Raw genomic sequence first — 23,156 nt, forward strand, 5'->3', positions numbered from 1 at the left:
GACCGACCCCGCCGCAAGCCGGCGGTGGGCATCGTGCCCATCATGGATGGACGCCATTTAGGCCCGAGTCCGAGGGGGCATCGCCAGGGATGAACGACGACGGTTTCGCAATTCGTGTTTTCGACGCGGTCAAGGCGCTTGCCTTTATCGGTGACCTCAGCATGGGCCAGCCGACCGACCACTCGTCGCGCACGGCGTGGCTCGCGGCCCGGCTGGCCCACGCGTCCGGTCTCGACGAATCCAGCCGCACCGCGGCGGTGGAGGCTTCGCTGTTGCGCTGGTCCGGTTGCACCGCGAATGCGTCGGGATTCACCGATGTGCTCGGCGACGATGTCGCGGGGCGAGAGGCCATGCTGGCGCTGCGACCCGACTGGGCAGGACCGCTTGAAGCGCTCGGCGGGGTGAGTGTCGCTCTGACGCCCCTGACTCAGATCCATTGCGAGGTGTCCAGCGAAGTCGCGCGGATCATGGGACTTGAGCGTGAGACCGAGGCCCCCCTGCGGCACATCTTCGAGAAGTGGGACGGCAGCGGCATGCCAGACCGGTTGGCCGGCGCCGCGGTGCCGGATGCCGTATTCGTGGTGTGGCTGGCAGGCGACCTGGAAATATTCAGCCGTGTCTACGGACTCGAGCGTGCGCTCAAATCGATCGCCCACCAGGCCAACGCGCGCTATCCGCAGCGTTTGGCGATGATCGTCATCGCGCAGGCGTCGCAATGGCTGGATGCTCTGGAGCATACCGAAGCGGCTCGGGCCGACAACGAGCTGATGACGCCGCAGATGCGCCAGACGACGTCGGCCGAACTCATCGCCGACGTCATCGATCTCAAGCTGCCGTGGATGACGGGATTCTCGCGCGCAGTCGCGGCGACGGCCGCCACGTGCTGCGAACGGCTCGCGCTCGACGCAGCGGCACAGGACCGCCTCTACTGCGCAGGCCTGATTCACGGCATAGGGCGCGCGGCAGTGCCCAATGCGCTGTGGCAATCGGCGGGACGTCTATCCGCATCCGCGTGGGAAAAGGTACGGCTCGTCCCGTATTGGACCGCGCGCGCGGGCAAGCAGACCGGGGCGCTCGCGCAGGTCGCCGAGCTTGCATCGTACGCATACGAACGGCTCGACGGCTCAGGGTATTTTCGAGGCGTGAGCGGCGAAGCGTTGACCCTCGAGGCGCGTATTCTCGCCGCGTCAGTGGCGTGGGTCGCCCTGCGCTCCCTGCGGCCCTGGCGCGACGCCATGCCGGCGGACGAAGGAGAGAAGGTGTTACGCGCGGAAGCGGACCAAGGACGATTCGATAGCGATGTCGTCGACGCGTTGATCGTTTCCAGGCCTACGTCACATGGCGCCACCCGCTCGCGGCAGCAGGCGGCGAGTCTGTCGGCGCGTGAAACGGACGTGCTACGTGCGATCAGCCTCGGTGCGAGCAACAAGGAGATCGCGCGCGAACTGGCGCTGAGTCCGAGCACGGTGCGCACCCATGTCGAAAGCGTGTTTCGCAAGCTCGGCTGCTCCACGCGCGCTGCGGCGACACTGAAGGGCTCGACCATGGGGCTGCTGTGAGCGGGCTGGCGGCCGATCAGCCATTTCCTAAAGGCTGGTGGTACTGGCGCGCCCACGGCCACCGCATACTCCAATAGTCGATAAGACTCACGACGCCCGCAACTCACGGACCCCCTTACCTATCCGCCGCCGAAGTAGCGTCCGCAATGTGACGCCGTCTGCGTAGCCGACCTGCTCGGCGATGCGATCCACGCTGTCCTTGCTCGTTTTCAGCAGATGAACGGCGCGCTCGACCCGCAGATCCTGTATGTACTCGACGGGCGTTTTACCGAGCACTTCATTCAGACGCCGCGCCAACGTTCGCGTGGACGTAGCCAATGCGTCCGCGACGTCGTCAAGGGCGATGGCCGTGTCGAGGTGTTCGCGCACCCAGCGGTCGAAACGCTCGACGAGCGGGTCCGAATGGGCCAGGTGATCGGAGATCGCAAAGGCCGACTGCGAGGGTCGCGAATCGAATACGAGGTACTTGCCCACCAACGCCGCAAGCTCCGGGCTGTTGTTGCGGATCAGCCAGAGCGCCAGGTCGAGATGGCTCAGCGCGGCCCCTGCCGTCACTGTGTCACCGCTGGGAACGACGATGCGATGCACATCCAGGTGAACGTGCGGGTAACGTTGCCGGAACACCGGCGAGAGCCACCAGGTGGTGGTGGCTTCGCCCCCGTCGAGCAAGCCGCTTTCGGCCAGCACGAAGGTACCCGTGCAGGCAGCTCCGATACGGGCGCCGGCATGGTGCCACGAGCGCAATGCACCTAGCGCTTCGATCACGTCGGCCCGGCCGAGCGAAGGCACGAGCAGGTCCGTCGTCGTCCTGTTGAGCGCGGGTACGACGACCCAGTCCGGGGCGGGCGCATCTCTCATATCGCGGACGGGAACCTGCAGCCCAAGCGCGGTGCGCACCTCTGGCCGCATCCCTGCAACGGTGATATCGAAGCCCGGTGTTGCCATCCCCGTCGCGCGCGCGAGTTCGTTGGCCGTCGTCAAGGCGTCGAGCACTGTGGTGAGGCCGGTGTCGAACACCCCCTCGAGTGCGAGGACATATATTCGCATGGCCGGATTGATACCAAAATTGTCGATTGAGACAGTATTCTCCCAGGCGCTCCATTTGTAAAGTTTGGCTCACCGGGTGAATGGATCACGCGGAACTGGAGAGCAAAGATGATCAAGAAAGCGCTATTGGTACGACTTGAAGCCAAGCCGGGCAAGGAGCAGGCGGTCGCAGACTTCCTCGACGCTGGCCTGGAACTCACGAATCGGGAGGCGACCACACCGATCTGGTTCGCCCTCAGACTGTCACCGACGACGTTCGGCGTCTTCGACGCCTTTGCGAGCGAAGAGGATCGCCAGGCACACCTGCACGGGAGCATGGCCGGCGCCCTGATGGCTCGGGTCGACGAGATGCTTGCGAGCCCTCCGTCGGTCGAACCGATCGACGGAGGGCTATGAAGAACAGGCTGCCGTGATTCGCGGTTAGCCATCACCGATCAATCCTCGTCCGTCAAGCGCGATTGCGCGAAACGACGGCACTTAAGTACAACCTTGGAGCTTTAAATGTCTGCACTGCGAAACAAACTGGCCATTGCCGCCCTGATTGCCCTGGGCACCACGATGGCGCACGCCGAGGCGAAGGCGGCCTCGAAAGATATTGTCATTGTCCACGGCGCACTGGTGGATGGTTCCGGCTGGCGGGCCGTCCACGACCTCCTGGTCAAGGATGGTTACCATGTGGCGATCGTGCAAGAACCGCTCACGGGCCTCGCCGAGGACGTCGATGCGGCCAGGCGCGTCATTGATCAGCAGCAGGGCCCGGTGGTGCTGGTCGGTCACAGCTACGGCGGCTCCGTAATCACGGAGGCAGGTGCGGACCCGAAGGTCAGCTCGCTCGTCTATGTGGCCGCACTGCAACCCGATGCCGGCGAAGCCAGCGGTCAGCTTTTGCAAAAGTTCGCCGCGCCCAACGATGCGATGCGAGCGACGCCGGATAAGTATTTCTTCCTCCCGCCTGCGAAGTTTCGTGAGAACTTCGCAGCCGACGTTTCGCCCTCGGACGCGCAATTCCTGGCGGACTCGCAGGACCAACTCGCCGAGAAAGCATTAGGCGCGCCGGTCTCCGTGGCGGCATGGCGAAGCAAGCCCAGCTACGCCATCCTGACTACACAGGATCACATGGTGAGCCCTCAGCTTCAGCGCTGGATGTATCAGCGCTCGGGTGCCAAGGTGACCGAGGTGAGCGCAAGCCACGCTGTCTTTATCTCTCAGCCAGCCACGGTCGCGCGAGTGATTGAGGCTGCGGCGAAGTCGACGAACTGACCGGTGATCGTCTCGATGGGGCACCTGTCGGCTTTGCGCCGACGGCCGACAACGTCGCCAGTCGGTGCGCCCCATCACAGATAGCCACGATGGTTCTCAAATCGCGTCAATCGCAGGTGCGTGCCACTCAGCTCGGCACATGACCACAACCCTTCACGGATGTCCTCACCATGCTATTACTGATCCTTGCCTACCTCGGCGGTGCATTGACAATCCTGAGTCCGTGCATCCTGCCGGTGCTACCTTTCGTATTTTCGCGAGCAGATCGCCCGTTCGCGCGCAATGGACTGCCGATGCTGGTGGGCATGGCGCTGACCTTTGCCGTGGTCGCCACGCTGGCCGCGGTCGGCGGCGGCTGGGCCGTCCGCGCCAACCAGTATGGCCGCTTTGTCGCCCTCGCAGTGCTCGCCGTGCTTGGCCTGACCTTGCTCTCGGAGCGCGTCGCCGCATGGATCACCCGTCCGTTCGTGGTGCTGGGCAACAAGCTCACCGAGCGCACCGGCAGCGAGGACGATTCGGTACTCTCGGCGGCTGCGTTGGGCGTGGCGACGGGGCTGATATGGGCGCCCTGCGCGGGCCCGATCCTGGGCCTGTTGCTCACCGGTGCGGCCCTCAAAGGCGCCAGCGTGCAGACAACGTTGTTGCTCCTCACTTACGCGGCGGGCGCGGCGACTTCGCTCGCGCTGGCGCTGCTGATTGGCGGACGCGTCTTCGCCTTGATGAAGCGCTCGCTGGGCGCAGGCGTTTGGGTGCGCCGCGCTTTGGGCGTGCTCGTGCTGGCGGGTGTGACCACGATCGCGCTGGGGCTGGATACCGGGCTGCTGACACGCGTGTCGCTGGCCAGCACGGGTCGCATCGAACAGAAGCTGATCGACGCGGCGCGTCCTGCGCCTCTCGTGCAGATCGCCGTGAAGGCCGGCGATACGCTGCCGGTGGAAGGCGATTTGCCCGCGCTCGATGGCGCCACCCAGTGGCTCAACAGCCCACCGCTGACGCCGCAGTCACTGCGCGGCAAGGTGGTGCTGGTCGACTTCTGGACCTACTCCTGCATCAACTGCATCCGTTCTCTGCCGTACGTGCGTGCCTGGGCTGACAAGTACAAGGATTACGGCCTGGTGGTGCTCGGCGTGCACGCTCCCGAGTTCGCGTTCGAGAAGGATCCGGGCAACGTCGCCCACGCCGTGAAGGACCTGGGCGTGAACTACCCTGTCGCACTCGACAACGATTACGCCATCTGGAAGGCCTTCAGCAATGAGTACTGGCCTGCGCATTACTTCATCGACCCGCAGGGGCATATTCGTCACCACCGTTTCGGCGAGGGCGACTACAAGCAAAGCGAGGACGTGATCCGCCGGCTACTCGCCGAAGCCGGCCAGAAGGATCTGCCTGACGGCTACGTGCAACCGATCGCGCGCGGCGTGCAGGCCGCCGCTGGCTCGGGCGATGCCAATCGCTCTCCGGAAACCTACGTGGGCTACGCACGCGCACAGAACTTCGCCGGTGGGCCGGTGGCGCAGGACGCGACTGCCACGTATCACGCGGCCCAGACCCTGAAGGTCAACCAGTGGTCGCTCGACGGGCGCTGGTTGGTGGGCGACGACACTGCGCGGCTTGACAGCCCTGACGGACGCATTGTTTATCGCTTCCGTGGCCGTGACTTGCATATGGTGCTGGGGCCCGGCGGCGACGGCCAGCCCGTGCGCTTTCGCGTGCTGATCGACGGCAAGGCACCGGGCGCCGACCGCGGCACGGACATCGATGTGAATGGCAACGGCACGGTCACCGGGCAGCGTCTTTACCAGCTCGTGAGGCAGGCCAACGGCAGCAGCGAACGCACCTTCGAAATCACGTTTCTCGACCGTGGCGTGGTGGCTTACGCGTTCACGTTCGGGTGAGCCCGACCTTCGGCGCGGGAAGCGCCTGATGTCCCCCCGTCACACTTTAACCGCCTCCCGACAGGGCGGAAACTTCGCCGCCTCGCAGCATCCACAAGCGCTCGCCCGAGGTTCGCGCGAGCTTTCTGTCGCTGAGCTGGTCTCAAACGTCCCGATGACGCCGTGCGAACGGCGGTCGATACGCGTATCGCGCCGTATCGGTCGGGAGATATATTTTCGGGTGCCGCCTCCTCCCCAAGAAAGCACCGAAGAGCGTCCACACCGCGACACACCGTCGCCCGCAGGGCGTCCCTGAATCGCTGATTTCGACTGTCAAGCAAGGAGTATGGAATGAACACTATCGCGCTGGCCTGCACCGGTGTCCTCGGTCTGCTCCTGTTCGTACTTGGACTCACCATTACAGTCGTGCGATCTCGTGTCGGCCTACTGAGCGGCTATGCCCCCGAGCCTGATCGAATGCTAACCAAACTGGTTCGCGCTCACGGCAATACTGCCGAGTACGCTTCGTTTTTCGCGGTGCTTTTTCTGTACCTCGGCTCTCAGAATCCGCCTCACTGGCAGCTCGCCCTCCCTTCGGGGAGGTGGGCATGATTGAGGGCCTCCAGAACCGAACGGCATCAATGTGCCAAAGTGGAGTTGCGACACAACCACTTGAGGAACGGAGGAATGGAATGAGCGCCTCCCACCCCTGAGAGGTAAGAGTTGAAGGCACGAAGGTGGGCCCTCACGGGGCGACGGCATCAAAGTGCCCAAAACCGAAGATCATTCCACCCACGTTAGCGAGTTCGCCCGCCCCTCGCCGGGCTGCCGCTCCAGCACCGAAAATGACCAGGTCCTGGACGGCACAGCAACCGGATCGATTTGCACTCACCGCGCCAGAGGATGCGGCGAGTGTGCGGACGCTCGCGCGCCCGGCGCCGCGGCCGCCTCATCTCCCGGCTCCGCGGACAGATCGCGCTTGAAAGTCTCTGCGAGGAAAAACGCGCACACCAGGCTCAGCAATCCTGTCGCCGCGATATAGATCGAAATGGGCAACGTCTGGCCAAACGTCGCGAACAGATAGGTGGCGATCAATGGCGTCGGTCCCGACGTGATGATGCCGGCGATCTGATACGGCAGCGAAGCACCTGTATAACGCACCCGGGTCCCGAACAGTTCCGCGAACCACGTCGATTGCACGCCGTACACCGACGCCTGGCTCAACGCGATGCCGCAGACGTACGCCACGAAAATCAAAGTCGGATTGCGTGTCTCGAGCAACGGGAAGAACGCGAATCCATAGATTGCCACGAATACCGCGCCGAGCATGAAGACGGTCCGGCGTCCAATAGCGTCCGACAGCTTGCCGAACAGCGGCAGCGTGAACAGCGCAACCATGCAGCCCACAATGATGGCGTTCAGCAGCAGTCCGCGCGACAAGCCGAGCCGCGTCGTTCCGTACACCAGCACGAACACGTTGATCACGTTGAAGGTGATGTCGACCGCGAAGCGCGTGCCGATCGTCAGCACGAGGTCTTTCGGATGCCGGCGCAGCAATTCGATCAGCGGCGCTTTCACGACCTGCCTGCTCGCCTTGATCTGTTCGAATACCGGCGACTCCATGACGCGCAGGCGGATGAACAGGCCGATCGCGATCAGCGCGACGCTCAGCAGGAACGGCAGGCGCCATCCCCAAGAATAGAACGCCTCCGACGGCAGACTCGAGACGGCTTTGAACACGGCGGTCGAGAGCATCAATCCGAGCGGCACGCCCAATTGCGGGAACGCGCCGAAGAAACCGCGTTTTCTGGCCGGTGCCGTTTCGACCACCATCAGCACCGCGCCGCCCCATTCGCCGCCGACGCCGAGCCCTTGCAGGAAGCGCATCGCGACCAGCAGCATCGGCGCCCAGACGCCGATCGAGGCGTAAGTCGGCAGCAGGCCGATCACGAAGGTGCCGACGCCCATGATCGTCAGCGTCGCGACGAGCGTCGCCTTACGTCCGATGCGATCGCCGAAGTGCCCGAAAAACACGGCGCCGAAGGGCCGGGCGAGATAGCCGACCGCAAAGCTTCCGAACGCCGCGATGGTGCCGACCATCGGATCGAACGAGGGAAAGAACAGCTTGGCGAAGACCAGCGCCGAAGCGGTGGCATAGAGAAAAAAGTCGTACCACTCGATGGCGGTCCCGACTACCGAGGCGACCAGCACACGGTTGACGGCCGACCGGCTGATAACCGGCGCGTTGCCGGATGAAATGGGCGATGTTTTCACGTCTCCTCCCTTCTCTGGGAATCTATGTTTTGAACTGCTGCGTGTCGGCGGCGCGGGGCCGCCCGCACGCTACGATCAGTTCACTGTGCTCACCAGTGCAGTTCCATCGGGAAATGGTCGAGCGTTTCGACGCCACCCGAGGTCAACCGCACGATACGTTCCGTGCGCAGGCCGCCGACGTTCGGCACCGTGATCGTCGCCTTCAGCGTAAAGACCATGTTTTCCTGCAGCACGGTCCTGTTGCCCGGCCCGATCCACGGCGCTTCTTCTTCCGGGTCCATGCCGGTGCCGTGACCGGTGCCATGGCCGCGCGCTTCGCTCGAGTATTGCTCGTAGTTCGACTTCACCAGCGCCTGCTGGATCACCGCGTTCAACTCCATGGCCGCCATGCCGGGACGCGCGGCGGCCAGCCCCGCTTCGACCGCGCGCGCCGCTGCGGCGACGATCGCCATCTTCTCGGGATTCGCCGATCCGTAGGTAAAACCGCGTCCGCCATCGGCCACGTATCCACGATAACGCGCACCGATGTCGGTCATGATGAGGTCGCCCGGTTGCAGGATGCGGTCGGTGGGGCGCGCCAGGTTGTACGCCGAGCGCGGACCGGATTGCACCATCGAATCGAACGCGGTCCGGTCCGCGCCTCCCGCGAGCATCGCGCGGTCGGCGATTAAAGCGAGTTCGCGCTCGGTGTAGGGACGGCCGTCGGCGAGCGCGTCGCGAATCGCTGCCATCGCCGAATCGGTCAAGGCCGCGGCTTTGCGCATCAGCGCGACCTCGGGCTCGCTCTTGATCGCCTTGATTTCGGCCAGCACCATCGTCGGTTCGAGCTTCAGTTCGCCGAGACCGGCGTTCAGGCGCTGCAACAGGTCAGCGGGGATATAGGCGGCGCCAGCGAGGCCGACCGTGCCGCTGCGGTGCCGCGCAGAAAAGGCCTGCACCTGTTGCGTGACTTCACGCAGACTGCGCACCTCGAAGGCGGTCACGCTGGTCGCGTAGTCGAAGCATTGATCCGACACGAACAGCACCGGGTCGCCGTCCACCGGCAGCAGCAGGATCGCATTGGCAATGTCCGATACGCCGTCGAGCGGGCGGAACTCGGTGAAGTAGCCGATGTTCGCGCCACGCCAGCAATCGCCGAATGCAAGCAGGCCGACCAGGCCCGTCTTGTCGAGCGCGCTGCGGACCTTGGCGACGCGGCCGAGGAATTCGTCGGTGGTGATGCCTTCCGGCGGGATGTCTGCAGTACGAATGTTCATTACCTCTTCGCCTCCTGTGCGGCTGCATGCGCGGATGCTGGATGCAGCCGGTCCAAATGCCCGTGATGGGAAACCGCCCGCCTTGAAATGCAGGCCGACTGCTGCATAGTAGGATTGTTCGATATGCTTTTATAATGAAAAATAACGCGAGATCTATATCGGTACGGAATAGGTGGAGGCGATATCGTGACCTCGGGATTTCATCCGGACACCGGCGCGGGGGCCATCGCGCCGGGCCGCTTCGACCCCACGCGCCTGAAGACGCGCCAATTGGCCCTGATCGTCCAGCTCGACACCCATCGCTCGGTATTGCGCGCGGCGGACGCCGCGCACATGACCCAACCGGGGGCGACCAAGTTGCTGCGGGAACTGGAAGAGACGATGGGTGTGCCATTGTTCGAACGCCATCCGCGCGGTGTCGAGCCGACCTGGTACGGCGAGGTGCTGATCCGCCATGCGCGCAGCGTGCTGGCGGAGCTGCAGCACGCGTACGACGAAGTGTCCGCGCTCAAAGCCGGGCTGACCGGGCAGGCGATGATCGGCACCGAGGTCACGGCGGCCACCAACCTCGTGCCGCAGGCCGTGGCGCTACTCAAGAAGCGCTTTCCGCAGATTCGCGTCAACATCGAGATGGAGTTCAGCGAGGTGCTGGTGCAGCGTTTGCAGGAAGGCAAGCTGGATATGATCGTCGCGCGAATCCGCAATCCGGACGATCTGGCGGAACTGCGCTACGCCCCGCTCGCAGAAGCGCAGCACGCGCTGTTCGCGCGCGTTGGCCATCCGCTCGCCAGGCGTAAGGCTCTCAGTTGGAACGAACTGGCGCCGCAAACGTGGATCCTGCCGCCGAAGGGCAACGTGATGCGTAATCAGTTCACCCAACTTTTTCTCGAACGGCAGCTCGCGTTGCCAACGGATGTGGTCGAGAGCTCATCGCTGCCTGTCATCACGAGTCTGCTGCAGATCAGCGATATGATCGCGCCGCTTGCGCGCGAGCCGGTGCGGCCGTATTGCATTGCCGGCGCGCTCGAACCGCTGCCGTTCGAGCTCGATCTGAAGCTCGGGCCGGCGGGCATCGTCACACGGCGCGGGGACAGGCTCTCACCGGGTGCGCGGGCGATGCTGCAAGCGCTGCGCGAGGCCGCCGGATTCGATACCGGAGCCCCCGACGCCGACAACGACTGACTTACCTCGACGGGACTCAGCGCAGGCCGTCCACGGCGAAGGTGCGCGTGGCGGTGGATTTCCTGCGCCAGCAGTTGAGCGATGGACCGCTCGCCTTGCGGCGCCTGTGGTGAAATCGGTTCCGCTTACAAGGCGTCACAGCCCACCGCGTTGCCCGCCATCTCCCGGACCGCCTTGGCGCCTTCGACCCGCAGCAGTTCCGGCAACGACACGCCGTTTTTCGCGGCCGTCAATTCGGCCAGTATCGACAGGGCGATCTCCGGCGGCGTCCGGCTGCCGATGTAGATGCCCACCGGTCCGTGCAGGCGCGCGAGTTCTTCATCGCTGAGATCGAACTCCTTCAAGCGCTTGCGCCGCGCCCCGTTATTGCGACGCGAACCGAGCGCACCCACGTAGAACGCAGGCGTTTTCAGCGCTTCCATCAGCGCGAGATCGTCGAGCTTCGGATCGTGCGTCAGCGCGATCACCGCAGAGCGTTCGTCGAGCTTCATGTCCATCACGGTGTCGTCGGGCATGGCGCGAACGACGGTCGTGCCGGGCACGTTCCACTCGTCCGTATATTCCTCGCGCGGATCGCATACCGTCACCTGATAATCGAGCCCCACTGCGATATGGCACAAGTAGCGCGACAACTGTCCCGCGCCGATCACCAGCATCCGGTAACGGGGCCCATGGATGCTCAGCAGCGTCGTCCCGTCGAACAGAAGGCCGTCCGTCGCCTGCGCGGGTTCGAGGCGCGCAGCCCCCGTCGCCATGTCGAGCGTGCGCGCGACGAGCCTGCCTGCCTCCACCGCTGCACACAGCCCGGCGATACCGCTCGCGAGCGTCAACGGCTCCAGCACGAGCTGAATGGTGCCGCCGCAAGGCAGGCCGAAGCGATGCGCCTCCTGCGCGCTGACGCCGTACTTCAGCACCTGCGGACTTTCCTGTTCGATGCCTCGCTGCCGCACGCGATCGATCAGATCGTCTTCGATGCATCCGCCCGACACCGACCCGACCACCTGCCCATCGGCGCGCACCGCGAGCATCGCGCCCACGGGACGCGGCGACGATCCCCATGTCTTCACCACCGTCACCAGCAGCACGCGATGCCCGTCTGCCAGCCATCGCGCGCTGCTTTTCAGGACTTCGAGATCCACGCTATCCATTGACTCGCCTCCCTGCCGTTCACCGCAACGGCGCGATACCTTCCGCCACGCCGGCCGGCATGCAGATGTGCTTCAACTCGGTGAAGTCCGCCAGCGCATCGTAGCCGTGCAGCCGACCCAGTCCGCTTTGGCGATACCCGCCCGTTTCGGCTTCGGCGAAAAGCTTGTTGTGGTCGTTGATCCAGACCGTGCCGTTGCGCAGCGCACGCGCGACGCGCAATGCGCGCGCTCCGTCGTGCGTCCATACGCTCGCCGAGAGACCGAAGACCGTGTCGTTGGCTTTCTCGATCGCTTCCATTTCGTTCTCAAAGACTTCCAGCGTGACGAACGGGCCAAATATCTCGTCCTGGCAAAAGAACGCCTTCGGATCGTCATGCTCGACGAGCGTCGGCGACAGAAACGCGTGCCCCGAGCAAGTGCCTCGCAGCAGCACACGCTCGGCCGTTCCGCACGCGCGCTCGATCGTCCGTGCCACCGCATCGCGCGTCGTGCCGTCGATGAGCGCGCCGATATCCGTCGCCGGATCGATGCCCGGTCCGACCCGCAGCGACGCAAGCGCCGACGCGAGGTGCTCGCGCATTTGCGCAGCGCGCGACGCATGAACCAGCACCCGGCGCGCCGCCGTGCATTGCTGCCCGGAGATGATCGTCGCGGCGCGCGCGAGACGCGGCGCGATCGCCGCGACATCGGCATCGTCGAAGACGACGCAGCATGACTTGCCGCCAAGTTCGAGCGACAGCTTCTTCATGCTGTCGGCAGCGGCCGCCATGATCTTCTTGCCCGTCGCTGTTGATCCCGTGAAGCTCACCACGTCGACGCCGTGCGAATCGACGAGCCGCTGGCTGGCCGCGTATCCGCGTTCGTTGACGAGGTTCACCGCGCCTTCAGGCAACGCCGTGTGTTCGAAGCAGCGCAACATCGCTGCCGTGAGCAGCGACGTTTGCGCCGCCGGTTTGACGATCGCCGTGCAGCCGGCCGCGAGAGCGGGCGCGAGCGAGCGCACGAGCAGCACGGCGGGCGCATTCCAAGGCACGATGATCGCCGCGACGCCGGCCGCTTCGCGCAGCATCGTCGATATCGTGCCCGGTTCCGGTTCGAGCACGTGCCCGACAATATGGCGCGCGAGCCCCGCGTAATAGCGCACCTCCGATATCGCGCCGGCAATCTCGCCGCGCGATTGCGCGATCGCCTTGCCGTTTTCGCGCGTGAGCAGCGTCGCGAGCATGTCGCGTTCGGCTTCGAGCGCCGAAGCCCAGCCGAGCAGCACGTCCTGGCGCAAGCGCGCGTCCTGCGCCCATGTCGTGCGATGGAACGCGTGGCGAGCGGCGGCGATGGCGGCATCGGCTTCGCTCGATCCGCCGTCGGCGAACCGGCCGATGGCCTCGCCCGTCGCGGGATCGATGCTGTCGATGTCGGGCGTGCCGGTCCATTCGCCGGCAATCCAGTGTCGTGCGTTCATGAAGATCGTTCCTTGATGGTGTGTGATGGCTCGTCGCCCGACAGGCTCGACGCGCGGTGCAACTCCTCGCCGATGATCCCGATCAGTGCTTCCGCCGCCGCGCTCAACGGGCGGCGCGGATGATTCACGCAGACGATGTGCCGCACGATGCGAGGCGCCAGAATCGGGTACGCGCGCAACGTGCCGTGCCGCGCGGCGCGCTCGACGACGATGCGCGGCAAAATCGTCGCAAAGCGCGTGTGCTCGACGAGCTTGAGAATCGTCGAAAGCACGTCGATCTCGAAGCGCGGCGCGAGCAGCACGTCCTCGTGTTGCGCGGCGCTGTCGAGCACGCCGCGCAGGCCATGACGTTTGGTGGGCAGCACGAGTTCCAGTTCGGGCAATTGCGCGAGTTCGATTGCATGCGGCAAGTCGGGGCCATGCGCGGCGCTGGTGGCTAGCACCATCTCTTCGTCGAGCAGCGGGCGCGAGTCGAGCGACAAGCGCGCGCGCGGCTTGTTGATGAGCGCGGCATCGAGCTGCCCGCCCGCCACCCAGTCGATGAAGGTTGCGCTGTAGCCATCGGCGACGGTGACTTCGACATCGGGGTAACGCGCGTGAAAGCGCGACAGCGAATCCGCGAGCACGCTTTCCGTCACCGATGCGATCAGCCCGATGCCGACATGCCCCGTCACCACTTCATCGCGCTGCACGAGTTGCTGCCGTGCGTGGGCAAGGTCACGCACGATCGGTAAAAACAGGCGGTACATCAGCCGTCCCGCGGCGGTCGGCGCCATGCCGTGCGCGCCGCGCTCGAACAGCTGTTGATGCAGTTCGTCCTCGAGCTTGGCGATCTGCATGCTCAGGGCCGGTTGCACGATGTTCAGCCGCTTCGCGGCACGGGTGACCGAGCCGTCCTCGAATAGTGCGATGAAGTACTGGATTTGCTTGAGATCCATGTTCCCCTCAGGGCATCAGCGATGCTAATGGGGCGCGGTGACATTATCACCCTGCGTTCCTCGACGGTGCAGGGCCCCTTTTGGTAGTGCGCCCTTCAGTACGGGCATGCGTGAGCGGTCTATTGATACGTAACTGTAAGACCGCTGTCATCCGGGCTAACACCGATATAACGACGAATGATTCGTCGCATCAGTAAACAGTATTAGATGTTATGACGCGATCTCGCTACGCTTCATCCCAATGCGCTTGCTACGGTAGCGCGCACAGATGGAGACGCTGATGAACACACGCGATGCCGCAACGCACGGCAATCCCTCATTCACCTGGGCACGAGATCACGCCGACACCGGCTCGCTGTCGCTGCGCGACTGGCTCGCGCATCTCGGGAAAACCGGCCGGGTCGCGACGATCGACAAGCCCGTCGCGCTCGAGCACGAACTCGCTGCCATTGCAAAGCGCCTCGACGGCGAACAAGCTGCGTTTTTCACGCAGCCGCACGGACATGGGATTCCCGTCGTGAGCGGCTTCATGTCGAAGCGCGCGTGGATCGCCGAGGCGATGGGCGTCGATGAATCGGCGTTGCTCGCGCGTTTTTCCGCTGCGGCCGCGGCGCCGCTCGCATCGAAACTGATTCAACGTGAAGACGCGCCCTGTCAGCAGGTGGTGCATACGAGCGGCATCGATCTCCACGCGCTGCTGCCCATTCCCACGCACAGCGAACACGACAACGGCCCGTACATCACCGCCGGTCTCGTGATCGCGCGCAATCCGCGCACCGGCGTGCAGAACGTCTCGATCAACCGCATTCAGGTGCACGGCCCCGATCGCATGGCGATCCTGCTGCTGCCGCGTCATCTCTACGCGTTCCAGCGCGACGCGGAAGCCGCGGGCGATGCGCTCGACGTCGCCATCGCGATCGGCGTCGATCCCCTGACGATGCTCGCGTCGCAAGCGATCACGCCGATCGATCACGACGAACTCGAAATCGCGGGCGCGCTGCACGGTGCGCCGCTGCCTGTCGCGCAATGCGTGACGAACGGCGTGCACGTGCCGGCGTTCGCGGAGATCGTCATCGAAGGGCGCATTCTGCCGAACGTGCGCGAGCCGGAAGGTCCGTTCGGCGAATTTCCGAAGTACTACAGCGCGAAGGAAGCACGCGAAGTCATCGAAGTGACGGCCGTCACGCATCGGCGCGCTCCGATCTTTCATACGATCGTGCCCGCCGAAATGGAGCATCTGCTGCTCGGCGCGATTCCGCGCGAAGCCACGTTGCTCGCGCATCTTCAGCGCAGTCATCCCGCCGTGAAAGACGTGCATCTGTCGGTGGGTGGCGTGTGCCGCTATCACCTGTGGGTGCAATTCGACAAGAAGCGCGAAGGCGAAGCGAAGAACGTCATTCTGTGCGCGTTCGGCGCGCATTACGACATCAAGCAGGTCGTCGTCGTCGATACCGATGTGAACGTGCACGATCCCGCCGAAATCGAATGGGCCATCGCGACGCGCTTCCAGGCAGACCGCGATCTCGTCGTGATAGCAGGCGCGCAAGGCTCGCCGCTCGATCCGTCGACGACGGTCGGTCAGCCCGACGATGCGCCGTCGCATCTGCAAGGCGTGAGCGCGAAGATGGGCCTCGATGCGACGCGCCCCGTCGTGTATCCCGCGCATGTGTTCACACGCGTGCGCATACCGGGCCAAGACACGGTCGACCTGCAAGCACTCGTCGCCGCCGACAACAGCGCGTTCGACGCCTATCTGTCACGCGATCATGGCTGAACGAAAGAAACGCATCGTCGTCGGCATTTCGGGCGCAAGCGGCGCGGTGATCGGCGTGCGTTTGCTCGCCGCGTTGCGCCGGCTCGGCACGCACCAGACGCATCTGATCGTGTCGTCGTCGGGCGCGGTGACGGCCGCCCAGGAACTCGGCCTCGCGCGCAGTGACCTCGAAGCCGCTGCCGATGTCGTGCACAACGTGCGTGATATCGGCGCGGCCGTGGCAAGCGGATCGTTTCTGACCGAAGGCATGGTGATCGCGCCATGCTCGATGAAAACGCTCGCGGGCGTCGCGAACGGCTTCGCGGACAACCTGCTGACGCGCGCCGCCGATGTGATGCTCAAGGAGCGCCGCCGCCTCGTGTTGGTCGCGCGCGAAACCCCGCTCAATCTCGCGCATCTGCGCAACATGACGCTCGCCACGCAAATGGGCGCGATCGTGATGCCGCCGGTGCCCGCGTTCTACGCGCATCCGCAGACTATCGACGACGTGGTCGACCACACCGTCGGGCGCATTCTCGATCTGTTCGAGATCGAGCACGACGAGATTGCGCGCCGCTGGAGCGGTCTAGCCGATGAATTCGGCGGCCGCGCCGCACGTGAGGAGTAAGGTCATGAATCAGCGCGAAACCGCATTCGCCGACATGGACGCGCGCGTCGCCGGCAACGAGGTGCGCGAAGCGAGCGCACCGCAGCGTCACATCGGACGCTCGATAGAGCGCCTCGAAGACCCGGCGATCCTGACGGGCCGTGGCCGCTATGGCGACGACATCGCTGTCAAGCCGGGCACGCTGCACGCCGCGATTCTGCGTTCGCCGCACGCGCACGCGGACCTCCTGTCGATCGATACGCAAGCCGCGTCGAAACTCGCGGGCGTGCGTGCCGTGCTCACGCGCGACGATTTGCGTCCGTGGTCGCGACCGTTCGTCGTCGGCGTGAAATCGCCGATGGAACAGTGGGCGCTCGCGATGGACCGTGTGCGCTACGTCGGCGAGCCGGTCGCGGTCGTGATGGCCGAATCGCGTGCGCTCGCGGAAGACGCGCTCGATCTCATCAAGGTCGACTACGCGATGCTCGATCCCGTGACCTCGATCGAACAGGCCGCGAAGGATGACGCGCCGGTGCTGCACGAACGCGTCGGCAGCAACGTCATCAGCGACCGGCATTTCCGCTACGGCGAGCCCGAAGCGGCCTTCGAGCGCGCGCCGCATCGCGTGAAGCTGGTCGCGCATTATCCGCGCAACACCTGCGCGCCGATCGAGTGCGGCGTGGTCATCGCCGAGTATCTTTCGGGCGAAGAAGGCTACGACGTCACGTCCAATTTCATGGGGCCGTTCTCGCTGCACGCCGTCATGGCGATGGCGTTGAACGTGCCTGCCAATCGGCTGCGTCACAAGGCCCCGCGTGATTCCGGGGGCAGCTTCGGCGTGAAGCAGGCGGTGTTTCCGTATGTCGTGCTGATGTGCCTCGCGTCGCGCAAGGCCGGCGCGCCGGTGAAGTGGGTCGAGGATCGGCTCGAACACCTGAGCGCTGCGACATCGGCGACGGCGCGTGTTTCAACCATAGAAGCGGCGGTCGAAGCCGATGGCCGGATCGTCGCGCTGTCTTACGATCAGTTGGAAGACGTCGGCGGCTACGTGCGCGCGCCCGAGCCGGCGACGTTCTACCGGATGCACGGCTGCCTGACGGGCGCGTACGCGATCCCGAATCTGCTCGTGCGCAATCGCGTCGTGCTGACGAACAAGACGCCGACGGGGCTCGTGCGCGGCTTCGGCGGCCCGCAGGTGTACTTCGCGCTGGAGCGGCTGATCCAGCGTATCGCGATCGAACTGAAGCTCGATGTGCTCGACGTGTATCGCCGCAACTTCGTTCCCGCCGATGCGTTCCCGTATCGCGCAGCGGCGGGCGCCCTGCTCGATTCGGGCAACTATCAGGAAGCGCTGCGCCGTTCACTCGACGAAGGCGGATACCGGGAACTCGTTGCGCGCCGCGACGCCGCGCGCCGCGAAGGGCGGCTGTATGGCATCGGCTTCGCGGCGATCGTCGAGCCTTCGGTATCGAACATGGGCTACATCACGACCGTGATGCCAGCCGACACACGCAAGAAAGCCGGGCCGAAGAGCGGCGCGATCGCGAGCGCGACCGTCAGCGTCGATCTGCTCGGCGGCGTGGTCGTCACGATCGCATCGACGCCCGCGGGCCAGGGCCACATGACCGTGTGCGCGCAAGTCGTCGCCGATGTGCTCGGGCTCGATCCGAAGGACATCGTCGTCAACGTCGAATTCGATACGCACAAGGACGCCTGGTCCGTCGCCGCAGGCAATTATTCGAGCCGCTTCGCGGGCGCGGTGGCGGGCACGGTGCATCTCGCCGCGACGCGCGTGCGCGACAAGCTCGCGCGCGTGCTCGCGAAGCAGTTCAACTGCGCGCCCGGCGACGTGCGCTTCGAAGGCGCGCGCGTCTTTCCGCACGACGCCGAAGACCGCGCGCTGCCGTTCGCGCGTGCCGCGAGCAATGCGCCGCACTGGGCGCCCGCGCTCCTGCCCGAAGGCGAAGAGCCGGGCCTGCGCGAAACCGTGTTCTGGTCGCCGCCGCACATGGATGCGCCCGACGAACTAGACCGCATCAATACCTCGGCGGCATACGGCTTCGCGTTCGACATGTGCGGGGTCGAAGTGGATCGCGCGACGGGACGCGTGCGCATCGACCGGTATGTGACCGTGCACGACGCCGGCACCCTCCTCAATCCCGCACTCGCCGATGGCCAGATTCGCGGCGCGTTCGCGCAAGGCCTCGGCGCGGCGCTGATGGAAGAGTTCCGCTACGGCGCGGACGGCAGCTTCCAGTCCGGCACGCTCGCCGACTATCTGATGCCGACCACCTGCGAAGTGCCCGATCCGCTGATCGTGCATCTGGAGACGCCTTCGCCTTTCACGCCGCTTGGCGCGAAGGGTCTCGGCGAAGGTAACAACATGAGCACGCCGCCGTGCATTGCGAATGCGGTGGCGGACGCGCTCGGCGTCGAAGACATTCGCCTGCCGCTCACGCCGCCCAGAGTGATGGCGATGATCGGCATGGACGATCCCGAACCGTCGCGGCCGGAATATCGCGAGGCGCCCGCCGCGAAGCCGGCGACGCCAGGCGGCGGTCGCGCACTGACGGCGCAGGGCGCGGTCGACCTGCCCGCGACACCCGAAGCCGTGTTCGCCGTGCTGCTCGATCCGAAGGCACTCGCTAAGGTCATTCCCGGCTGTCACGCGCTCGAAGAGACGGCGCCGAACCAGTATCGCGCTGACGTGACCATCGGCGTCGGCATGATCAAGGCGCGTTTCGAGGCGCGTATCGGCTTGTCGGAGATCGATGCGCCGCGCCGCCTGCGACTCGCTGGCGCGGGCATCTCGCCGCTCGGCAGCGCGCGCGGCAGCGGTCTCGTCGAACTGACGCCGCAAGGCGCCGGTACGCGGCTCACCTACGACTACGAAGCGCAGGTGTCAGGCAAGGTCGCGGCGGTCGGCGGCCGGATGCTCGAAGGCGCGGCGAAGGTCGTGCTCAAGCAGTTGTTCGAATCGCTCGGACGGCAGGCGGCGGGCAAGCCCGTGCAAGCGCACGGATCGTGGATCGCAAAACTCCTCGCACGTTTCAGGAGACACGCATGAAGCCCGCACCCTTCGATTACCTGCGCGCGATGACCGCGCAAGACGCGCTCGACGCGCTCGCGCAATACGGCGAAGACGCCCGCGTGCTGGCGGGTGGCCAGTCGCTGATGGCCGTGCTCAATATGCGGCTCGCACAGCCGAAGGTGCTCGTCGATATCTCGCGCACCGCCGAACTCGATGCCGTGCGCGTGGACAAGCAGGCGGGGCGTCTCGTGGTGAACGCCGCGGCGACGCAAGGCAGCGTCGAATGGCGCAGCACGCTCACCGACGAAGCGCCGCTGCTCGCGATGGCCTTCCCGCATATCTCGCACTTTCAGATTCGCAATCGCGGAACCGTATGCGGATCGATCGCGCATGCGGACCCGAGCGCGGAGTTGCCGCTCGTGCTTGCGGCGCTCGGCGGTGACGTGATGCTGCGCTCACGAAAGAGGCGCCGCACGCTCGCGGCGCAGGACTTCTTTCAGGGAATGCTGATGACCGCGCGCGAGCCCGACGAACTCGTCGAAGCCGTGCGCTTCCCGCTGCGCAAAGAAGGCGAGCGCTACGCGTTCGCCGAATTTTCCGCGCGGCACGGCGATTTCGCGATCGTCGCGTGCGCGGCCGTGGTCACCGACGAGTCGATCCGCATTGCTGTCGGCGGCGTCGCGGACCGGCCAGTGACGGAGCGATGGCCGCGTCTGGGAGGCGACGACCTGCGCGGCGCACTGAACGATTTGAGCTGGAAACTGAACGCGCAGGACGACGCGCACATCAGCGCGAAATATCGCCGGAATCTGGTCCGGCAACTCGGATGGCGCGTGATCGAGGAGGCAAAGTGAGCAAGATATCGGACACCATCATGCGGCACGGCGAAGTGCGGCGCATCGCGCTGACGCTGAACGGCCGCGAACGAAGCGGCTATTGCGAGCCGCGCGAACTGCTGTCGGACTTCATCCGGCACGAACTCGGCGCGACGGGCACGCACGTCGGCTGCGAACATGGCGTGTGCGGTGCATGTACGGTGCAGGTCGATGGCGTCGCGGCGCGCTCGTGCCTGATGCTCGCGGCGCAGGCCGATGGGCGGCGTATCGATACCGTCGAAGGCCTTGCGCCCGATCAGACGCTTGGCGACCTGCAGCAGGCGTTCCAGCGGCATCACGCGCTGCAATGCGGCTTTTGCACGGCGGGCATTCTGATGTCGTGCGCGGATTATCTGCGGCGCGTGCCCGATCCTTCCGAAGAGCAAGTGCGCGAGATGCTCTCGGGTCATATCTGCCGCTGTACGGGCTACACGCCCATCGTGGCCGCGGTGCTCGACGTGGCGGCGCGCCGCCGGGCCGAGGCAAGCGCGAAGGAGGCCGAACATGCTTGATCTCGGACGCACGTTCCTGCAAAGCGTCGAGCGCAGTCCGAACGCGCTCGCGCTCGTCGATGGCGATGTGCAACTGACGTACGCGCAGTGGCATCGCATGATCCTGAATGTCGCCGATGGCCTGCGCGAGCTCGGCCTGGAGCGCGGCGACCGGCTGCTCGTCGTGCTGCAAAACCGCTGGGAAATGGCGACGCTGCATTGGGCCGGACAGTTTGCGGGCATCGTGATCGTGCCGCTCAATTGGCGCGCGAAGCCCGAAGAAGTCGACTACTGCGTGACCGACGCGGGGGCGAAGGCGATCGTCTACGAACCCGTCAGCGCGGATTCCGTCGCGCAGAGCGCCGCCGCGCAAAAAGTGCCGCGCGTCGGACTCGACGATGCGCCCGGCCGCACCACCACCTTCGATGCGCTCATCGTCGAAAGAACGCGCAGTGGAGAGGTGACCGACACGACGCACGCCACCGCCGACGACATCTCGCTGATCCTCTATACGTCCGGCACGACGGGCAAAGGCAAGGGCGTGCCGCGCCGGCATCGGCATGAACGCGCGGGCGCGCTCGCGCACGTCGCGCAGAACCTGTACAGGCGCGGCGAACGCACGCTCGGCGTGATGCCGCTCTATCACACGATGGGCGTGCGCTCGCTGCTCGCGATGGCGCTCGTCGATGGCCTGTTCGTCTGCGTGCGGCGCTGGAACGCGAAGCTCGCGCTCGAATGCATCTCGAAGCACGCGCTCACCTGCCTCTATCTCGTGCCGACGCTCTATCACGATCTGCTCGCCGACAGCGCGTTCGCGAGCACGGACACGTCGTCGGTCAGAAAGCTCGGCTTCGCCGGCGCACCGATGAACGACGGCCTGCTCAAGCGCCTTTCGGCCGCGTTCGAGCCGGAGCTCTTCGTCAATCACTACGGCTCGTCCGAGGTCTACACGTTCAGCATCGACCAGGACGCGACAAAAAAGCCCGGCAGCGCGGGCCGCGCGGGCATCAATACGCGGCTGCGCGTCGTGAAGCTCGATGCGCTCTCGCCCGATGCGATCGCCGAAGCCGGCGAAGAAGGACAGATCATCGTGGACCTGCTCGGCGACGAAGCCTTCGAAGGCTACTGGAATCGTCCGGACGCGAATGCGAAGTGCCTGCGCGAGGGCTGGTACTTCACCGGGGACACGGGCTATCTCGACCGCGACGGCGATCTGTATGTGACGGGCCGCGTCGACGACATGATCATCAGCGGCGGAGAAAACATCTCACCGGTGGACATCGAATCGGTGCTTTCGCTGCATCCCGCCGTCGATGAAGTCGCGGTCGCGGGCGTCAAGGACGAGCGCTGGGGGCAACGTGTGGTCGCGTTCATCAAGCGCCGCGAGTACGTCGATGCCGCTGCGCTCGATGCATGGTGCCGTCAGTCGGACCTCGTCAACTTCAAGCGTCCGCGCGATTACGTGTTCGTCGACGACATTCCGAAGTCGCCCGTCGGCAAGATTCTGCGCCGCAAGCTGCAAGCGGGCGAGTACACGCCCGATTCGCACGCCCTGCCCGCGCAACCTACAGCAACCACCAAGGAGTAACCCACAATGAGTGATCTCAACCATCGCGGCCAGACGCTGCTGCAAGACCTCGACGGCTTCTCGGTCGAAATCGACGCGCAGCGCGAGCGCGCGGACATCATCCTGCATCGCCCGCCGTTCAACGTCATTTCGATGCACGCACGCGATCAGTTGCGCGCCGTGTTCGAAGCCCTCGACGAGGACGACCGCGTGCGCGTGATCGTCGTGCGCGCGAAGGGCGAGCATTTTTCGAGCGGCGGCGACATCAAGGGCTTTCTGGAAGCATCGCCGGAACACGTGTCGAAGCTCGCGTGGAATATCGCGGCGCCCGCGCGCTGCTCGAAGCCGGTGATTGCGGCCAATCGCGGCTTCTGCTTCGGCGTGGGCTTCGAGTTGTCGCTGGCGTGCGATTTCCGGATCGTCACCGATACGACCTTCTATGCGCTGCCGGAGCAGAAGCTGGGCCAGATTCCCGGCTCGGGCGGTTCGGCGCGTTTGCAGTCGATGGTCGGCATCGGCCGCACGAAGGACATCGTGATGCGCTCGCGCCGCATTCCTGGCGAGCAGGCGTACGAGTGGGGCATCGCGGTCGAATTCGTCGCGGACGCCGAACTCGAAGCGGCGACGGACGCGCTCGTCGACGAACTGCGCGCATTCTCGCCGCTCGCGCAACGCACCGCGAAGAAGCTCTTGAACGATTCGGAAGACGCGCCCTTGTCGATCGCGATCGAACTCGAAGGCCATTGCTATAGCCGTCTGCGCTCGTCGGACGATTTCCGCGAAGGCGTCGAAGCGTTTCATGGCAAGCGCAAGCCGGTGTTTCGCGGCAGCTGAT

General features: G+C 65.2%; 18 protein-coding genes and 1 pseudogene. 13 read left to right on the forward strand and 6 right to left on the reverse strand.

What is annotated here, in order from left to right; genetic code table 11:
• The first annotated feature begins 89 nt into the window (after nt 1-89).
• Nucleotides 90-1,559 carry an HD domain-containing phosphohydrolase gene (locus tag AB4Y34_RS15015; RefSeq protein WP_368716451.1) on the forward strand — a complete coding sequence of 490 codons (1,470 nt, stop codon included), beginning with the start codon at nt 90-92 and terminating at the stop codon, nt 1,557-1,559.
• Between the two features lie 87 nt (nt 1,560-1,646).
• On the opposite strand, the gene AB4Y34_RS15020 is transcribed toward AB4Y34_RS15015, so the two are convergent.
• A complete protein-coding gene (locus AB4Y34_RS15020; protein ID WP_368716452.1) occupies nt 1,647-2,606 on the reverse strand; it encodes a GlxA family transcriptional regulator in 960 nt (319 codons plus the stop codon).
• Nucleotides 2,607-2,714: 108 nt separating this feature from the next.
• Here AB4Y34_RS15020 and AB4Y34_RS15025 point away from each other — a divergent pair, with 108 nt between their 5' ends.
• From AB4Y34_RS15025 to AB4Y34_RS15040, 4 genes and pseudogenes are all read left to right on the forward strand, one after another.
• Nucleotides 2,715-3,002, forward strand: a complete 288-nt coding sequence (locus AB4Y34_RS15025; RefSeq protein ID WP_368716453.1) for a putative quinol monooxygenase — start codon at nt 2,715-2,717, stop codon at nt 3,000-3,002.
• A gap of 105 nt (nt 3,003-3,107) precedes the next feature.
• Nucleotides 3,108-3,866 (forward strand): alpha/beta fold hydrolase, encoded by a 759-nt coding sequence (locus AB4Y34_RS15030; RefSeq protein WP_368716454.1) that lies wholly within the window; start codon nt 3,108-3,110, stop codon nt 3,864-3,866.
• A gap of 170 nt (nt 3,867-4,036) precedes the next feature.
• Nucleotides 4,037-5,761: a cytochrome c biogenesis protein DipZ gene (locus AB4Y34_RS15035; RefSeq protein ID WP_368716455.1), complete on the forward strand. Its 1,725-nt coding sequence runs from the start codon at nt 4,037-4,039 to the stop codon at nt 5,759-5,761.
• Nucleotides 5,762-6,091: 330 nt separating this feature from the next.
• A pseudogene (locus AB4Y34_RS15040) lies at nt 6,092-6,310 on the forward strand (MAPEG family protein); the annotation flags it as partial.
• A 318-nt stretch (nt 6,311-6,628) separates the two neighbouring features.
• Here AB4Y34_RS15040 and AB4Y34_RS15045 read toward each other — a convergent pair.
• Together AB4Y34_RS15045 and AB4Y34_RS15050 are read right to left on the reverse strand one after the other, a co-directional pair.
• A complete protein-coding gene (locus AB4Y34_RS15045; RefSeq protein WP_368716456.1) occupies nt 6,629-8,014 on the reverse strand; it encodes an MFS transporter in 1,386 nt (461 codons plus the stop codon).
• Between the two features lie 89 nt (nt 8,015-8,103).
• Nucleotides 8,104-9,270, reverse strand: coding sequence for a M24 family metallopeptidase (locus AB4Y34_RS15050; RefSeq protein WP_368716457.1), 1,167 nt, complete (start codon nt 9,268-9,270; stop codon nt 8,104-8,106).
• A gap of 186 nt (nt 9,271-9,456) precedes the next feature.
• On the opposite strand from AB4Y34_RS15050, the gene AB4Y34_RS15055 reads away from it, so the two are divergent.
• Complete coding sequence (locus AB4Y34_RS15055) at nt 9,457-10,452, forward strand: LysR family transcriptional regulator (protein ID WP_176383248.1); 996 nt, start codon at nt 9,457-9,459, stop codon at nt 10,450-10,452.
• A 125-nt stretch (nt 10,453-10,577) separates the two neighbouring features.
• On the opposite strand, the gene AB4Y34_RS15060 is transcribed toward AB4Y34_RS15055, so the two are convergent.
• From AB4Y34_RS15060 to AB4Y34_RS15070, 3 genes are read right to left on the reverse strand one after another with little or no spacing between them, the layout of a single operon-like run.
• Complete coding sequence (locus tag AB4Y34_RS15060) at nt 10,578-11,600, reverse strand: XdhC family protein (protein ID WP_368716458.1); 1,023 nt, start codon at nt 11,598-11,600, stop codon at nt 10,578-10,580.
• 19 nt (nt 11,601-11,619) lie between these two features.
• Nucleotides 11,620-13,059: an aldehyde dehydrogenase family protein gene (locus AB4Y34_RS15065; protein WP_368716459.1), complete on the reverse strand. Its 1,440-nt coding sequence runs from the start codon at nt 13,057-13,059 to the stop codon at nt 11,620-11,622.
• Nucleotides 13,056-13,997: a LysR family transcriptional regulator gene (locus AB4Y34_RS15070; protein ID WP_176383241.1), complete on the reverse strand. Its 942-nt coding sequence runs from the start codon at nt 13,995-13,997 to the stop codon at nt 13,056-13,058. Before AB4Y34_RS15070 ends, AB4Y34_RS15065 begins: the two co-directional genes overlap by 4 nt.
• A gap of 280 nt (nt 13,998-14,277) precedes the next feature.
• Here AB4Y34_RS15070 and AB4Y34_RS15075 point away from each other — a divergent pair, with 280 nt between their 5' ends.
• From AB4Y34_RS15075 to AB4Y34_RS15105, 7 genes are read left to right on the forward strand one after another with little or no spacing between them, the layout of a single operon-like run.
• Nucleotides 14,278-15,771, forward strand: coding sequence for a UbiD family decarboxylase (locus AB4Y34_RS15075; RefSeq protein WP_368716460.1), 1,494 nt, complete (start codon nt 14,278-14,280; stop codon nt 15,769-15,771).
• Nucleotides 15,764-16,378 carry a UbiX family flavin prenyltransferase gene (locus AB4Y34_RS15080; protein ID WP_176383237.1) on the forward strand — a complete coding sequence of 205 codons (615 nt, stop codon included), beginning with the start codon at nt 15,764-15,766 and terminating at the stop codon, nt 16,376-16,378. Before AB4Y34_RS15075 ends, AB4Y34_RS15080 begins: the two co-directional genes overlap by 8 nt.
• 4 nt (nt 16,379-16,382) lie before the next feature.
• Nucleotides 16,383-19,424: a molybdopterin cofactor-binding domain-containing protein gene (locus tag AB4Y34_RS15085; RefSeq protein WP_368716461.1), complete on the forward strand. Its 3,042-nt coding sequence runs from the start codon at nt 16,383-16,385 to the stop codon at nt 19,422-19,424.
• Nucleotides 19,421-20,242: a xanthine dehydrogenase family protein subunit M gene (locus AB4Y34_RS15090; protein ID WP_176383233.1), complete on the forward strand. Its 822-nt coding sequence runs from the start codon at nt 19,421-19,423 to the stop codon at nt 20,240-20,242. The genes AB4Y34_RS15085 and AB4Y34_RS15090 overlap by 4 nt, the downstream gene beginning before the upstream one ends.
• Nucleotides 20,239-20,775: a (2Fe-2S)-binding protein gene (locus AB4Y34_RS15095; RefSeq protein ID WP_368716462.1), complete on the forward strand. Its 537-nt coding sequence runs from the start codon at nt 20,239-20,241 to the stop codon at nt 20,773-20,775. The genes AB4Y34_RS15090 and AB4Y34_RS15095 overlap by 4 nt, the downstream gene beginning before the upstream one ends.
• Nucleotides 20,768-22,342, forward strand: a complete 1,575-nt coding sequence (locus AB4Y34_RS15100) for an AMP-binding protein (protein ID WP_368716463.1) — start codon at nt 20,768-20,770, stop codon at nt 22,340-22,342. Before AB4Y34_RS15095 ends, AB4Y34_RS15100 begins: the two co-directional genes overlap by 8 nt.
• Before the next feature lie 6 nt (nt 22,343-22,348).
• A complete protein-coding gene (locus tag AB4Y34_RS15105) occupies nt 22,349-23,155 on the forward strand; it encodes an enoyl-CoA hydratase/isomerase family protein (protein WP_176122116.1) in 807 nt (268 codons plus the stop codon).
• Nucleotide 23,156: the final 1 nt, after the last annotated feature.

This window comes from Paraburkholderia sp. BR10954 (assembly GCF_040965775.1).
GTDB lineage: Bacteria > Pseudomonadota > Gammaproteobacteria > Burkholderiales > Burkholderiaceae > Paraburkholderia > Paraburkholderia youngii.

Excerpts from the sequence above, each read along its gene's own strand:
- AB4Y34_RS15015 (WP_368716451.1), top strand. The coding sequence starts at position 90 with ATGAACGACGACGGTTTCGCAATTCGTGTTTTCGACGCGGTCAAGGCG.
- AB4Y34_RS15020 (WP_368716452.1), bottom strand. The coding sequence starts at position 2,606 with ATGCGAATATATGTCCTCGCACTCGAGGGGGTGTTCGACACCGGCCTC.
- AB4Y34_RS15025 (WP_368716453.1), top strand. The coding sequence starts at position 2,715 with ATGATCAAGAAAGCGCTATTGGTACGACTTGAAGCCAAGCCGGGCAAG.
- AB4Y34_RS15030 (WP_368716454.1), top strand. The coding sequence starts at position 3,108 with ATGTCTGCACTGCGAAACAAACTGGCCATTGCCGCCCTGATTGCCCTG.
- AB4Y34_RS15035 (WP_368716455.1), top strand. The coding sequence starts at position 4,037 with ATGCTATTACTGATCCTTGCCTACCTCGGCGGTGCATTGACAATCCTG.
- AB4Y34_RS15050 (WP_368716457.1), bottom strand. The coding sequence starts at position 9,270 with ATGAACATTCGTACTGCAGACATCCCGCCGGAAGGCATCACCACCGAC.
- AB4Y34_RS15060 (WP_368716458.1), bottom strand. The coding sequence starts at position 11,600 with ATGGATAGCGTGGATCTCGAAGTCCTGAAAAGCAGCGCGCGATGGCTG.
- AB4Y34_RS15065 (WP_368716459.1), bottom strand. The coding sequence starts at position 13,059 with ATGAACGCACGACACTGGATTGCCGGCGAATGGACCGGCACGCCCGAC.
- AB4Y34_RS15070 (WP_176383241.1), bottom strand. The coding sequence starts at position 13,997 with ATGGATCTCAAGCAAATCCAGTACTTCATCGCACTATTCGAGGACGGC.
- AB4Y34_RS15075 (WP_368716460.1), top strand. The coding sequence starts at position 14,278 with ATGAACACACGCGATGCCGCAACGCACGGCAATCCCTCATTCACCTGG.
- AB4Y34_RS15080 (WP_176383237.1), top strand. The coding sequence starts at position 15,764 with ATGGCTGAACGAAAGAAACGCATCGTCGTCGGCATTTCGGGCGCAAGC.
- AB4Y34_RS15085 (WP_368716461.1), top strand. The coding sequence starts at position 16,383 with ATGAATCAGCGCGAAACCGCATTCGCCGACATGGACGCGCGCGTCGCC.
- AB4Y34_RS15090 (WP_176383233.1), top strand. The coding sequence starts at position 19,421 with ATGAAGCCCGCACCCTTCGATTACCTGCGCGCGATGACCGCGCAAGAC.
- AB4Y34_RS15100 (WP_368716463.1), top strand. The coding sequence starts at position 20,768 with ATGCTTGATCTCGGACGCACGTTCCTGCAAAGCGTCGAGCGCAGTCCG.
- AB4Y34_RS15105 (WP_176122116.1), top strand. The coding sequence starts at position 22,349 with ATGAGTGATCTCAACCATCGCGGCCAGACGCTGCTGCAAGACCTCGAC.